Here is a 14,141-nt window from a genome sequence, read left to right on the forward strand (position 1 = left end):
AAATAGTGGTACATTTAGCAAAACGGAATTCCATGAAAGAACTAACAGCGATAGAAATCAATACGCTTGTCAACGGAGAATTGGTAGGGGACTACAGCGGAGCTATAACCGGACTTGAACGCATAGATAAAGCCGGAGTAGGGGAGTTGACCTTTATTGGGAATCTGAAATTCAGTAGGAAATGGGATACTTCAGACGCAAGTGTCGCTATTGTATATGAGGGTATAAAAATCGATCCGGGGGCCGGAAAGGCGTTTATCAAGGTAAAAAATCCCGATCTGGCCATGGCTCAGGTGTTGGAGGTCTATCTGCCCGATACGCCTCATTTTGAAACTGAAATACATCCAACAGCTGTCATTGACGAGTCGGCCATCATAGGAAAAGGATGCCGTATAGGCGCAAATACCTATGTAGGGAAAGAAGTGACGCTGGGGGAGGATGTCACCCTGTATCCCAACGTATCGGTTTTTGACCAGACTACTATAGGAGACCACACTACCGTCTGGTCAGGGACGGTGATCCGGGAACGGAGCATCATAGGATCGCACTGTATCTTCCATCCCAACGTAAGTATTGGTGCTGATGGCTTTGGCTATCGTCCCAGCGAACGGGGGTTGACCAAGATTCCGCACATTGGTCATGTGGTGATCGGGAACCATGTTGAAATCGGGGCGAATTCCTGTGTAGATCGCGGTAAGTTCAGCGCTACCGTCCTCGGTGACGGCTGTAAAATCGATAATCTGGTACAGATTGGTCATAATTCGGTCCTCGGAAGATTTTGTATCATGGCTGGAAACAGCGGCCTGGCCGGTTCTGTAACCTTAGGCGATGGGGTAGTGATAGGAGGGAGTGCATCCATCAAGGATCATACAACCATACATTCGGGAGCTACGGTAGGCGCAGGATCAGGGGTAATGAATGATGTGGAAGCAGGGAAAACGGTTGTGGGGTATCCGGCCTGCGATTCCAGGGACATGCTGAAACAATGGGTGGCGCTTCGCAAACTGGCGAAGTCCTGAGGTGAACTTGAGAGGGCTTAGCTAAGCTCCTGAATAACAATAAATTAGGACGGCCTTCGTTCTTGTCTTAATTGTTATTTAGTTCAAAAACCCTCATCATGAAAAAATACCGTTATTTAATTGGCCTTTTTGCATTTTTATTTGTCATCAGCATACAGGCACAGGGAAACTACCACAAAGGCGTACTTCACCTTAAAAAAGGTAAATCCCAGGAAGTCTATATCGAAATAGATTTTGAATTCCCGCAGCGTTTCCAGCAAGGAATCACCTATATGGAGCCCAAAGATTTTGAAAAGTACAAGAGCACGGGAAAAATGAAGGGTAAGATGAAACAGAAGATGGAACCCAAACACTTTAAGGGCTTTTCTCTTGACGATGGGCGGGAATTCAGGACGGTCTGGTATTCAGACCTTACCGGCAAAGCCATCAAGATGATTCCAAAGCGAATGACCCTGGAACAGGTGGCCGATGGCAGCATCAAAATGTACAAGCTGTACAGCCGTACCACGGGAAAGATCAACCAGGAACTGGCCGATCAGATCTTTGAAAACCGGGAGAATCTGGTGGAATATATACAGAATAACTTCCAGTTACTTATCCTCAAAGACAAAAAGAACCCTACTAATGTGATGCATATCAATCTGCTGAATTACATAGGGGATAATGCCAGGGTAAAAGATAACTATACCAATAACCATTACGGCCTGCGAGACCAGTTCACGGAAAGGCAGAAAATGGGGAGATATGTAAATAAGGAATACGAAGCCTCTTTCCTGAAAATGATCAATGACTACAACGAGGAAGCCGCGATGAATTCGGCCTCGGATTCGAGGTAGTAGAGCTTCAAAAAGTAACTTAAATGGGATATTGCCTACAGAAGGCGGTATCCCATTTTTTATTTTGCATACCCTGCGGAGGGTTAAATAAATGAAAACGAGGGCGGCAACTCAGGGATTCTTTGTTATGTTTGAAGTAGAAATAAGAATCCTAATTATACAACCCATGAAAGCGATAACCTCCTGTCTTTTGCTGATATTTTCCCTTGTATTCCTTTCTTCCTGCAAGGAAGAGAAATCGAAGGAAACAAGCCCTGAACCCCTGACACAATACGATGAAGCCCCGAGTAACTTACCTCTCGAGCGCTTAAAATTACCAGAAGGGTTTAAGATTGAAGTGTATGCCGACAGCATTGACGGGGCACGTTCCATGGCGATGGGAGAGGAGGGAACCCTCTTTGTAGGCACCCGGAATGATAAGACGGTCTATGCCATTCAGGATCTCGATAAGGACTACCGGGCCGACCATGTGACCATTCTCGATTCCACCATGTCCGTACCCAATGGGATTGCCTTTAGAAAAGGGTCCTTGTATGTGGCTGAAGTAGGCCGACTCTTACGCTATGACAGTATAGAATCCCGGTTGAGCAATCCGCCCACCCCTGTGATTGTCTATGACGACTATCCCAAGGAGTTTCACCACGGCTGGAAATACATCGCTTTTGGTCCGGATGATAAATTATACGTCCCGGTAGGCGCACCTTGTAATATTTGTGATTCTACGAGTGCGGATCAACGTTTTGCCAGCATCACCAGGATGGATCCCGATGGGAGTAATCGTGAGATCTATGCCCACGGTGTGAGAAATACGGTAGGCTTTACCTGGCACCCGGAGACCGGGGAGCTCTGGTTTACCGATAATGGCCGGGATATGATGGGGGATGACATTCCTCCCTGCGAGCTCAACAGGGTATCAGAGGCCGGACAGCACTTTGGCTATCCTTTTTGTCACGGAGGTACAGTAAAGGATCCGGAATTCGGGGATCTGAGGCCTTGTTCCGACTTTGTAGCACCTGTTCAGCCCCTGAATGCCCATGTAGCACCCCTGGCCGTAAAATTTAAATCGGGCTCTATGTTTCCCGAAAATTACAATAACGTAGCCCTGATCGCAGAACACGGCTCCTGGAACCGTTCAAAAAAATCGGGATACCGCATCTCCATGGTGGAATTAAAAGACAATGAGGCGGTGAGCTATAAATCGTTTATTGAAGGCTGGCTCGATGAGGAAACTCAGGAGCAATTTGGCCGGCCGGTCGATCTTTTATTTCTGGAAGACGGTTCCCTGCTGATCTCTGATGATTACGGGGATGCTATTTATAGGGTTACCTATGATGGGATGGGTACACTTATAGAATAAGGATGATCATTGTAATTAAAGACTATGAAGCTAATTAATATATGTATTTTTCTCGTGGTCCTCTTTCTTTTCCCCCGAGGCTTGGCAGCACAAATAGATACGGTAGGGCAGAAAATGGTTTCCATGAGCGATACCTACCAAAAACCGTATAAAGTAGGAGGGGTCTATTATAAAAAGAATGATACCACCCCTTATACAGGGGTGCTTTACGGGAAATATGAAAATGGTAAATACCTTTCCATCCAGGAATACAAGGATGGGGTGGGAAATGGAACCTGGGTAAATTACTACAGCAATGGCAACCTCAAAGAAGTGGGTACCTACCGCGATAACCGGGTAGAAGGGCCTGTAAAGCAATACTACGAAAACGGGAAGTTAAAAGCCGAAGGCACCTACGCCCACTGGCGTAAAAAAGTGGGGCTTTGGAAATACTACAGTAAAGAGGGGGAATTAGTTAGATCGGCGACATACTAGGATTTATTTTTTATCCTCCTGATTTTTATCATAGTTGGCCCTGATGCTGCATCGTATTTTTAAAGTTTAAAATACGGTCATATGAGAACGTCCATCCTGCTTCGCCCATGCAATTCCATTATTGGATTCTTTATTATTTTATTGAGTATAGCACCTGGATTTGCCCAGGATTCAGAAAAACAGAGTGCCGAATTAAACCAGAAAGCTTCGGAATTACCATTTGATATCTACTGGGAGGTCAAGGCCTATAAAATCTTTAATAAACTACTGGAGATTAAGGCAATTGACAAAGACGGAAAGATGCATGAGGTAAAGGCAATACAGAACTCAGAAGATGTCAGTATTCTGGATGTAAAGGCCTTTGTTGGAGACCAGAGACTACCCATAAAGATGATCATAAAAAATAACGAACGCTATTACCCGGTAAAGGCCATAGACGAAAACGGAAATCTCATTGATATCAAGGCCATTACGCCCCAAGGCAAGATATTGCCGGTTAAAGGGGTGAGTAAGACGGGGAATGTGGTACATATAAGGGCTATTGACGAGGACCAGACATTTTATAATATCATAGCCATGTCTCCTGATGGGGAATTCAACCACGTAAAGGGCATAAAAATGCTCGACAACCCTGTAGAAACCATTATCAATGGAGTCGCTATTTATGCACATGTAAAATCAATTAAGTAAGGAAGATGTTCCTGCTGTTTTTCCTGTGGGGGTTTTTTATTTGAGCTAAGAATTTTTTAACTTAAGGTCACTGGAATTTAATATTGGTCAGTTATGTTCACAAGTGTCATCATATCGGTAATTGCCGGGGCCCTTTGTTTGTTAGTAGCGGTCCTGTATTCAAAAAATTCAAGCCTAAGGATCACTCTTGGGATCATTGGGATCGTATTGCTGTTTTACGGAGGTTACGGCTATGGTTCCATGAATCCGTTGGCAGTGATTGAAACGTACGACACCGGAAATAAAGTAAAGGTGGAATACCCGGTAACCAGGGTGCAGGTAATTTCTCCTGTAGAGGGCGATTCAGTGAGCTGCAGGATACTGACTATGGGGGTCTATCCAGAAGAACATAATAAGGATATCTGGGTCTTGTTAAAGCCATCAGACAACAAATTCTACCCCCAGTCTGATTACACCAACACTTCATATAAGGAAAACGGCAAATGGCAGGTGGTGACCCGTTTTGGCGGGGACCAGGGCGAAGCCTATGATTTGTATGTATACGAAACCGATGCTACAGCATCACAGTTTTTTAGCGAGACCATCGCCCGCTGGAAGGCTGAGGACGATTATGTAGGTTTACAGCCTGAAGAACTACCATCAGGCGCACAGCAAATCGACAGAATCCAGGTAAACCTGGCCAGGAATTGCCGGGGCATCCACTAACTCTTGTCAGTTCGAGCGCCTGCCTGCCTTTGGCATGGGAGTCGAGAACTCGAGCGCCTGCATTCCTTCGGTACGTAAACCTGCCTTGGGCACGGGAGTCGAGAACGAATGCCCGCCTGCCTCTAACCACTGTCAGTTCGAGCGCGCGCCTGCCTTTGGCACGGGAGTCGAGAACTAATACCCTTCCTGCCTCTCACCCTTGTCAGTTCGAGCTTCTGCCACTCACACTTGTCAGTTCGAGCGGAGTCGAGAACGACCGCCTGCCTCTGGCACGGGAGTCGAGAACGAACGCCTGCCTCTCACCACTGTCAGTTCGAGCGCCTGCCTGCCCCAGGCACGGGAGTCGAGAACTAATACTTGCCTGTCTCTAACCACTGTCAGTTCGAGCGGTGTCGAGAACGAGAACAATCACCTATACAACGCCTCAACATCCGCAAAACCATACAAATTCTACGGTTTTCCTATAGTGGGTTTTAACATTTGGTTTTTATATTTAAGAACTCCAAAGCATTTGCTTACTTCCTTTTGTTTTTCCCAATTCAATTTAAAAATACCCTTTAGCAGGGTATTGACATATTTCAATCTAATTCTAAGTTACTCTAACCAAAAAACCTGATTATGAAAAAACGTTTACTAACTGTTGCATTAATTCATTTTGTTTTTTTTACTACTAATCTGAAAGGGCAAGATTTAAAACCTGAGATAAGTTTTGACAGCTCAAAGATTGAGATTCAAAGAGGAAAGAAGAAAATCTTTTTGCCAATTAATTTATCGTTTAACTCAAAGAATATTCCTAAGGACAGTTTGAATCTATACGAGCTAAAACTGAAGGTGAACCAAAAAGAAACGGATATTACAAATCAATACTATAAAATTTACTCTAAACCTTTGATGTTTCCTCAGTTAGAAAAGGAGGAAAGCTTCTTTATAGAGGTATCTAAGGATACTTTACCAGATAGGGTTAGAAAACTTATTCTAGAAATCGAAGTGCTCAAAAATGATGCATTATTGACTAAGTCAGATGAAGCAGTAAATCAAAAATTGGAAATTCTTCTAAAACCATATAAAGAAGCTTCAATTAAGGAAAGTAAAGAAATGAGTCCTCCAACAACTGGACCAAATCAATTCTATATAGACTTCGTTGGTACTGCAAATTTGCAAGCCAATCTAAGTGAAGCTAGCGACGAAGTTCAAGGTGCTGCAGGCCTGGGTGTAATTTTTGAAAGATACTTTCTGCATAAAGATGATAATCAGACAAAATTGTTTGAAGAAAACATGAAGAATCTATCAATGCTAAAAGAAGAAAATCGTCTTGCGCGTGTAATAAGGCGTTTAGATAGAAAAATAGATGGAGTAAATTCAAAAATTGAATCTATAAAAATTAAAATAGAAGAATCGAATAACTCTACAGATTTGACTAATGAACTAAAGATACTTAATAAAGAAAGAGATGAACTTTTAAAAACAAATTCAGAAAAAAGTGAAAAGAAAATTAAATTAAGTGAGGAAACTACAAATATCAAGATTGATAGAAGATTTAAAAGATTCTTTGAGAGCTTAGATATGGAAGCTTATATAAATGTTGCATCGAGTGTTGATTCGCTTGAAGCTGAATTAGAAGGTAGCGCTGTCACAAATTCCCGATTATTCGGCAATTATGTTTTGAATCCCATAAGTTCTAAACAATCAGTATTCATAAACTCCGATGTCTATTTTAATCCTGAACTTTTATGGGTTCGTGGTAATTGGATTACAAAATGGATAAGCGGTGTCAATTTCAGAATTAATGCATCAAATGTACTTTGGAACCTTGTTGATGAAGGAGAGAATAAAAGTAGATACGCAGGGGCATTAAATTTAAGATTTGGTTTGTTTCATGAATTTTTGCCTAATGATAAGATTCGTGATAGTAACAATCGAAGAAAATATAGTGTAAGACTGGGTCTAAACTATACATTCAGAGAATTAACCGGTGATATTTCATCTCAAACAAATGACCTAATTAGAAATCAATTTATAGGAACAACCGATACCAGTTTTAGTGGAATTGAACCTTCTTTTGGTTTTAGACTAAACAATATTATTGCAGAGTTTTCAATGCCTATGATTGGAGGGGCGGGAAGAAATGATATCGAAGGGCTAACTGATACACAATTCTTATTCTCAATAAGATTTGTAGGAGGTTTTAGCATTAAACTTGATGATAAAAGTTCAGAGAATTAAAATGGATTATAAGTTAATGAACCCAAGCTATGTAGTGAGGCTCATTAATCCTTATAAAAACCTTTGAATAATCACTTAATAGGCAAGCCGACGTCGCGTCCGCCGAAGCTTGTTCTGCGAAGGTGGATAGGAGGGGAGGGTAATGTGTGTGGAATGGAAATATATGTTAAAAACTTTATTTTACTATACGGTTTTCCCACAAAACGATTCCTACAAAAAACATTATGTTTAAACTCTCCGCTTTAATTAATACTCGACTATTAAATATTAATCAGTAGCATTAACGTGCGGCAATATTTCTATTATAAAAAAACATTAAATGTGGAACGATAACGAAACTCAACAAGATTTAATTGACTTTAAATATTTAACCGACTCTGTCAATCTCATTATCAATAATGATAATTTGGTACCTTCAACCATAGGTGTTTATGGTGATTGGGGAAGTGGTAAATCACCTTTAAGTAATATAGATTACTAATATAAAAAAGCCTTTCAGTAAAACGGCTTTGACACGTGGCAAAAGAAATTAGCCAGTGGCTAATTGATTTTGACGGCGAGCTGATGCGGCTGCAGCGATATAATTCGCATTCACGAAGTTATATCTGATATTATATCAAATACACGGGATGCGCCGTTTTACACAATTAGCATATTTGTACTATAATGTTTTGCGTTATGTAACTTGAGCTTTGGCTAAAAGCGAAAGTTGTTACTACAATTTCTTTAAAAAATTTATTCTTAAAAGCTTCTTCTACAATGTTAATGGAACACTTTTTATGCGACGACGTAGGAGGGAAGCATAATGTGTGTGGAATGGCTTATTTTCTGACTGTTGATAATTAAACAATATAAGCATACAATAATATCTCATATTTCAAGATAATATTATATATTTAAAATCATAAAATTAATTAAATGAATTGCATTAAAGAAATATTAGATGCTAAAGGAATTAAACAAGTTTGGCTATCTGAAAAGCTAGGTAAAAGCTATAATATGGTTAATTCCTATGTTCAAAATAGGTCACAACCTAGCCTTGAGATATTGAATGAAATTGCTGAAATTTTAGATGTAGATGTGAAGGATTTAGTTGTATCAAATAAAAGCAAGATATAGTATGTCCAAAATATCTTTCAAAGTATCAGCAAGAACAGCTAAACTTATTGGTTTAGAGAATTTTTCTAATGAAGAAGGAGCAATAATTGAATTAGTTAAAAATACTTATGACGCAGATAGCGCTAATTGTATTTTATTATTTGATTTAGTTTATACAGAAACTGAGGATAAAGAAGGTGGAATACTTTATCAAACAGATAAACAAAACAGCAAAATATATATAATAGATAATGGAATAGGAATGACAAAAGATATCATTTCTAATCAATGGATGACGATTGGAACTGATGATAAACTTTATCAACATTTATCCGAAAATGGAAGAGTAAAAACTGGAGCAAAAGGAATAGGAAGATTTGCTTTAAATAGACTTGGGTCAGTTACTGAATTACTTACGATTTCTAAAAAAACTAATGAAGGTCTTTTTTGGAAAGTTAAATGGACTGATTTTGACCAAACTGGAACAACGGTTTCACAAATCAAAGCTGATTTAGAAGATAGAAGTAATCTAAATCTTAAAACGGAAATACTTAATAAATTTACTGATAATGAGAGGCTTAAAAAACTTCTAAATGAAATGGCTTTTGATACAGGAACAATAATTGAGATTTCTAATTTGAATGATAATTGGGAACCCGGTCAATTGAATAACCTGTTTAGTAATTTAGAAATGCTCCTTCCTCCGAAAGAGCAGTCCGATTTTGAAATTCTTTTATTTTCTAATTCGGATAATGAAAATTTTGGAAGAGTAAAAACTGCATATTATGATGATTACGATTATAAATTAGAAGCTAAATACAAAGGTAATGAGAATGGTGATGTTGAAATTATAATTACAAGAAATGAATTAGATATTGATTCTATTGAAAATAGATATGCTGAAGTTTTTGATTTTGATGCAATGAAAAAACATCCATATCGACTGGAAGATTTTCAAAAAAAGTCAATTACGTTTATTAAATCGTTAAGTTCAATTTTGTCAGATGATGTTGATTCTGATTTGATTTCGAAAGTTGGAAAATTTGATTTTAGTTTTTACTTTCTTAAAAACACTATTTCTGATGACAAACAAGATGGTGACCTTAAAAAATATCCTTATAAAAATTTTAGTAGTGCAAGTAGAAAAGCATGGTTAAAAAGATTTGGAGGAGTAAAAATTTTTAGGGATGATTTCAGAATAAGGCCATATGGAGAGAATGGACAAGATTGGTTAAAATTAGGTGAACGCCAGTCTCAAAGTCCTGGAGGTGCAGGACAAAGGTTAGGAGGATATCGAATACGACCTAATCAAATTGCCGGAACTATCAAAATTTCACGAATTGACAACCTGAGCTTTCAAGATAAATCTGGTCGAGAAGGTATAATAGAAAATGACGTTTTTCTGCTCTTTGAAAATATTATAAAAGAAATAATTTCATTTTTTGAAAAGGATAGAAATACAATAATGTTTCACTTTTCAGAATTAAACAAAAAGAAAAATAAGGAAGCAGAAGCAAAGAGAAAGGCTCAAGAAGAAGCTGATAGAATAAAAAAAGAAAAGGAAGAGAAAGATAATAATCAAGAGGGAGATGAACCAAAAGATGATACTGGTTCCACAAATACTGAGGAAACATTAGCAGAAGGTGTCCAAATACTTACCAGAGAACTTGATGAAAAGGATGAAGAAATTAGACTTTTAAGGAATCTAGCAAGTGTTGGATTGATTATTTCTTCTTTTGCTCACGAAGTTAAAAGTCTCAGGTCAAGACTCATACCACGAACATCATTTCTTTTAAAAGAATTGAAAAATCACTTAAACGAGAAAGAACTAAGCAAAACATTGGATAAGGATGATAATCCTTTCTATATGATTAAACTAATTCAAGACGAAGATACCAAATTGAAGCATTGGTTAGAATATTCTTTAAACACCTTAAAACGCGACAAAAGAGAACGAAGCAATCTTAATTTTGGTGATTATTTCGATAAGTTTAAATCGACATGGAGTAAAGCTTTAGAACAGCGGAATATTAAAATAAATCTAAAAGGAAATAATGATGCTTCAAATATTATAAGAGCATTTGAGGTTGATATGGATTCAATTTTTAATAATCTACTATCCAATTCCATGAACTACTTAAAAGGTGTTAAAGGAAAACAGAAATTGATTGAAATAGAATGGAAAAAAATTGGTGATAATATTGAAATTAAATTTTCTGATAATGGTAAAGGGTTAGATGAGCAATATTTAGATAATCCAGAGGAAATTTTTAAACTATTAGAGTCATCTAAGAAAGATAAAAAAGGAGATACGATTGGAACAGGTTTAGGTCTTTATATAGTTAAATCAATTATTGAGGAGTATAATAATTCTTCTATTGCAATTATAGGAGTAAAGGAAGGCTTGAAGCACAAAATAACGTTCAAAACAAGATAATGAAATATAGAATAGTATATATAGATGAAAGTGATGCATGGCTTAATACCTTTTATCAAACGTTTAAAGCTGATTTTGAAATAATTAGAATTAAAGTAAATGAAGAATCTACCATTGATTCACTTATTGAAGAAATATTTAAAAATGAACCTGATGGTGTTGTTACCGATTATTTACTTGATGAAGAAGGACAAGTTGACTTTAATGGAAACCAAATTGTTGATGCTATTAGGAAAGTTAAGCCTCATTTGCCAATAACTATGTTAACGTCATATGAGCCACAAGCTATTAATCATATGGATGAAGTACATATAATAAATGGTAAAAGTGATTTAGATGGAGAAAGTGAAGAAGCTTTACAAATTCTAAAATCAAAGATAAAACATGATATAGATAATTTTTATAGAAAACTTTCAAATACTCAGAGTCAAATTGAAGATTTGGTTAAAAAGAAAAATGAATCTGAATTAGAGCCGCAGGAAGAGGAAGATTTAACTAAGCTATTTATCTTAATGGATGAATTAGAACCTGATGGAAAAGAGATTAGGGCTAATCTTATTAAATCAGAGTCAATTACAAAATTGAATGATTTTGTACATGAAACCAAAGAGATACTTGAAGAATTAAGAAAACGTAGTAAAAAGTAATGAGTATTTTTAGAAATCACACTCCAAAACGGCGAAATATTAATGGAGAAGTTAAATCATATGGTGACCATCGTGAAGATTTAAAACTAGATTTTAAAGATAGATGTGGATATTGTAATGATATCGATAATTGGAGATTTATTTGGTTTGAGATTGACCACTTTATTCCAAAAACGAGGAATAAAAAACCGTTTTTAACAATTAAAACGGAAACTGATTACAGTAATTTAGTTTACTCATGTCGGTCATGTAATAATGCAAAAAGAAATAAATGGCCATCAAACGATGAAAATGTACCTAATGTTAATAATGAAGGTTTTATCGACCCATGTAAGGATGAATATAACAATCAGTTTAACAGATTGAATTCTGGTAGGATTACACCAAATACTGATTTAGGAGATTGGATGTATAAAGCTATGAAACTGTATAAACCACAGCATGAAATTCTTTGGAACATTGAGCAACTTTATATACTAATAGTAGAAATTAGAGAGTTAGTGGCTAAAAGTCCAGATGACGATATTGATTTAATGAAAAGATTAATCAAACTATACAATACGTATGATGACTACATCCAACAATTATTTAAGCATTAATGACTAATCAAAAAAATACCGGTTCATATTATACTCCTAAAACTCTTTCGGATTTTTTGACTAAATATATTATTCAAAAATATTTGAAAGAATCTTACATTTCTATTTTAGAGCCAAGTTGTGGGGACGGTGAATTTATATCATCATTTTTTGATTGTTTAGATTTAAATAGTGTAGAAAACATTTCTATTAATTTATTTGATATTAATAAAAAAGAATTAGATAAGGCTGTAGCTATAATACCCTCATCGAATAAAATTAAAAAAGGTATATATCATCAGGATTATTTAAAGCATTATTTGGAGAACCAAAATGAATATTCACTAATTATAGGAAATCCACCTTATATAAAAAGAAAGAATCTTCAAAAAGCGCAAGTTAAAAGTTGTGATGAAGTCCATGAAAAATTTAGAAATTACGATGAGCTAATAACTTCGAAGGGAAAAATTAACAACATTTGGATTGCATTTGTAGAAGCTGCAATAATGAGTTTAAAACATAATGGTATTCTCTGTTTTGTTATCCCTTCTGAAATTTTACAGGTTAAATATGCGAAAGAATTAAGAGCTTTAATTATTAATGAATTTGATAGAGTAGAAGTTTTTGCATTTAATGAATTAATCTTTGAAGGAATCCAGCAAGATGTTGTGGTATTAATCGGTGTTAAAGGGATTGATGATATTAATGAACATGGTTTTTCTTTTTATCAAGTCGATGAATTAAAAGATTTAAAAGAACCAAAATTTATTGAAAAACATAGTAATATACATAGAACTACATTAGATAAATGGACAAACTATATACTTACAGACGAAGAATTAGATTTTATTGATACACATCGTGATGAATACCAAAGTATACAAAATTATTGTGAAAATGCCCAAGTAGGAATTGTATCTGCCGCAAACGATTATTTTATACTTAACGATAATGATTTAAAAGATAATCGACTAAATAGGTTGAAAAACATAATCCATCCAATTTTACCAAAAGGTGATGTAACTCCAAATGTTGCTTTTTTTAATGAAGATGATTATGAGATTTTAAAAAATAACAATAAAAATGTAAATTTTTTGTTGTTCCCAGACAAACCAAAAGACCAATTTGGCAAAATTGCTAATAAATACTTTGAAATAGGAGAGGAATGGAAAGAGGATAAAAAAGGAGAGCTTCATAAAAGATATAAAATGTTAAAGAGAAAGAATTGGTATCACGTTCCATCAGTTTGGTCATCAGAAGGTATGTTTGTTAAAAGAAGCCATTTATATCCGAGAATTTTTGTTAATCATGCCGATGTTTTAGCAACAGATTCGTTCTATAGAATTAATACTAAAGAGCAATACTGTATTAAAAAACTTGTCTTTTCGTTCTATAATTCGTTGACATTTGTCTTGGCAGAATTAGAAGGAAGATTTTATGGTGGTGGAGTTCTAGAATTAACTCCAAATGAGTTTAAGGGATTATCTATTCCTTACTGTGCAAATATTACAGATAAACAATTCAATATTTTGGATAAAATGTTACGAGATAATATAGAAATTAAAGATATATTATCGTTCACAAATTCTATTTTAATTCCACATCTAGATGCAATTAAGCTTGAAGAAATTAGGAATAAATTAGTCAACCGAAGAATAAAGAAGACAACTAAAAAACAAGATATTGATATAGAAGTAATCTCTTTGAAACAAAGTAAAACTGAAGATTCGAATCAAAATGTTTTGGTTAGTTAATATCAATATATTATGAAAAATAGAATCTCGTTGTTAACCTTGGCCTCATAAAATATTGGTCAAAACAATAGGAGAAATGAGCGTCCATATTTTAGGGGTCTAGTAATACAGTTTATTAAGAGTTTCAATTACACTATGGATTTCAAAGGAATCTTGATTAGTTACAATGTTTCCTAAAATATAGCGAATGAGCCGTTAATTGTTTCCAAAATTATATGCAGCCTTGAATTTTTGTTTCTTTTGTTTCAAGACAAAAGATAATGAATCATTAAAAAAAGGATTAATTGAAGTTCTAAATATAACAAGTGCATAGAATTTTATTT

At 35.9% G+C, this 14,141-nt stretch carries 13 protein-coding genes; all 13 read left to right on the forward strand.

Going from position 1 to position 14,141, the window contains the following annotated elements:
• The first annotated feature begins 32 nt into the window (after positions 1-32).
• The 13 genes from lpxD to ACA086_RS05055 all read left to right on the forward strand — a co-directional run bounded on the left by lpxD (position 33) and on the right by ACA086_RS05055 (position 13,818).
• On the forward strand, positions 33-1,019 hold the full coding sequence (gene lpxD / locus ACA086_RS04995) for a UDP-3-O-(3-hydroxymyristoyl)glucosamine N-acyltransferase (protein ID WP_371002247.1): 987 nt from the start codon (positions 33-35) through the stop codon (positions 1,017-1,019).
• A gap of 98 nt (positions 1,020-1,117) precedes the next feature.
• Positions 1,118-1,855 carry a hypothetical protein gene (locus ACA086_RS05000; protein ID WP_371002248.1) on the forward strand — a complete coding sequence of 246 codons (738 nt, stop codon included), beginning with the start codon at positions 1,118-1,120 and terminating at the stop codon, positions 1,853-1,855.
• 91 nt (positions 1,856-1,946) lie between these two features.
• Entirely contained in the window at positions 1,947-3,212 is a 1,266-nt protein-coding gene (locus tag ACA086_RS05005) for a sorbosone dehydrogenase family protein (protein ID WP_371002249.1), read from the forward strand.
• Positions 3,213-3,236: 24 nt separating this feature from the next.
• Positions 3,237-3,686: a toxin-antitoxin system YwqK family antitoxin gene (locus ACA086_RS05010; RefSeq protein ID WP_371002250.1), complete on the forward strand. Its 450-nt coding sequence runs from the start codon at positions 3,237-3,239 to the stop codon at positions 3,684-3,686.
• A gap of 81 nt (positions 3,687-3,767) precedes the next feature.
• Positions 3,768-4,376, forward strand: a complete 609-nt coding sequence (locus tag ACA086_RS05015; protein WP_371002251.1) for a hypothetical protein — start codon at positions 3,768-3,770, stop codon at positions 4,374-4,376.
• A 93-nt stretch (positions 4,377-4,469) separates the two neighbouring features.
• Positions 4,470-5,081, forward strand: coding sequence for a hypothetical protein (locus tag ACA086_RS05020; protein ID WP_371002252.1), 612 nt, complete (start codon positions 4,470-4,472; stop codon positions 5,079-5,081).
• Between the two features lie 618 nt (positions 5,082-5,699).
• Positions 5,700-7,304: a hypothetical protein gene (locus ACA086_RS05025; RefSeq protein ID WP_371002253.1), complete on the forward strand. Its 1,605-nt coding sequence runs from the start codon at positions 5,700-5,702 to the stop codon at positions 7,302-7,304.
• 319 nt (positions 7,305-7,623) lie between these two features.
• Positions 7,624-7,785, forward strand: a complete 162-nt coding sequence (locus tag ACA086_RS05030; RefSeq protein ID WP_371002254.1) for a P-loop NTPase fold protein — start codon at positions 7,624-7,626, stop codon at positions 7,783-7,785.
• Between the two features lie 437 nt (positions 7,786-8,222).
• Positions 8,223-8,423 carry a helix-turn-helix transcriptional regulator gene (locus tag ACA086_RS05035; RefSeq protein WP_308992742.1) on the forward strand — a complete coding sequence of 67 codons (201 nt, stop codon included), beginning with the start codon at positions 8,223-8,225 and terminating at the stop codon, positions 8,421-8,423.
• Between the two features lies 1 nt (position 8,424).
• Positions 8,425-10,839, forward strand: a complete 2,415-nt coding sequence (locus tag ACA086_RS05040; protein WP_371002255.1) for an ATP-binding protein — start codon at positions 8,425-8,427, stop codon at positions 10,837-10,839.
• On the forward strand, positions 10,839-11,486 hold the full coding sequence (locus ACA086_RS05045; protein ID WP_371002256.1) for a hypothetical protein: 648 nt from the start codon (positions 10,839-10,841) through the stop codon (positions 11,484-11,486). Before ACA086_RS05040 ends, ACA086_RS05045 begins: the two co-directional genes overlap by 1 nt.
• Positions 11,486-12,085, forward strand: coding sequence for an HNH endonuclease (locus tag ACA086_RS05050; protein ID WP_371002257.1), 600 nt, complete (start codon positions 11,486-11,488; stop codon positions 12,083-12,085). Before ACA086_RS05045 ends, ACA086_RS05050 begins: the two co-directional genes overlap by 1 nt.
• Positions 12,085-13,818 carry an Eco57I restriction-modification methylase domain-containing protein gene (locus tag ACA086_RS05055; RefSeq protein ID WP_371002258.1) on the forward strand — a complete coding sequence of 578 codons (1,734 nt, stop codon included), beginning with the start codon at positions 12,085-12,087 and terminating at the stop codon, positions 13,816-13,818. The genes ACA086_RS05050 and ACA086_RS05055 overlap by 1 nt, the downstream gene beginning before the upstream one ends.
• The last annotated feature ends 323 nt before the right edge of the window (positions 13,819-14,141 follow it).

The organism is Muriicola sp. E247 (assembly GCF_041358175.1).
Classification (GTDB): Bacteria; Bacteroidota; Bacteroidia; order Flavobacteriales; family Flavobacteriaceae; genus Muriicola.

Bases quoted from the DNA above. Each gene is read 5' to 3' on its own strand.
- ACA086_RS05045 (WP_371002256.1), top strand. From the start codon at position 10,839: ATGAAATATAGAATAGTATATATAGATGAAAGTGATGCATGGCTTAAT.
- ACA086_RS05055 (WP_371002258.1), top strand. From the start codon at position 12,085: ATGACTAATCAAAAAAATACCGGTTCATATTATACTCCTAAAACTCTT.
- ACA086_RS05005 (WP_371002249.1), top strand. From the start codon at position 1,947: ATGAAAACGAGGGCGGCAACTCAGGGATTCTTTGTTATGTTTGAAGTA.
- ACA086_RS05000 (WP_371002248.1), top strand. From the start codon at position 1,118: ATGAAAAAATACCGTTATTTAATTGGCCTTTTTGCATTTTTATTTGTC.
- ACA086_RS05050 (WP_371002257.1), top strand. From the start codon at position 11,486: ATGAGTATTTTTAGAAATCACACTCCAAAACGGCGAAATATTAATGGA.
- ACA086_RS05035 (WP_308992742.1), top strand. From the start codon at position 8,223: ATGAATTGCATTAAAGAAATATTAGATGCTAAAGGAATTAAACAAGTT.
- ACA086_RS05025 (WP_371002253.1), top strand. From the start codon at position 5,700: ATGAAAAAACGTTTACTAACTGTTGCATTAATTCATTTTGTTTTTTTT.
- ACA086_RS05020 (WP_371002252.1), top strand. From the start codon at position 4,470: ATGTTCACAAGTGTCATCATATCGGTAATTGCCGGGGCCCTTTGTTTG.
- ACA086_RS05040 (WP_371002255.1), top strand. From the start codon at position 8,425: ATGTCCAAAATATCTTTCAAAGTATCAGCAAGAACAGCTAAACTTATT.
- ACA086_RS05015 (WP_371002251.1), top strand. From the start codon at position 3,768: ATGAGAACGTCCATCCTGCTTCGCCCATGCAATTCCATTATTGGATTC.
- lpxD (WP_371002247.1), top strand. From the start codon at position 33: ATGAAAGAACTAACAGCGATAGAAATCAATACGCTTGTCAACGGAGAA.
- ACA086_RS05030 (WP_371002254.1), top strand. From the start codon at position 7,624: ATGTGGAACGATAACGAAACTCAACAAGATTTAATTGACTTTAAATAT.
- ACA086_RS05010 (WP_371002250.1), top strand. From the start codon at position 3,237: ATGAAGCTAATTAATATATGTATTTTTCTCGTGGTCCTCTTTCTTTTC.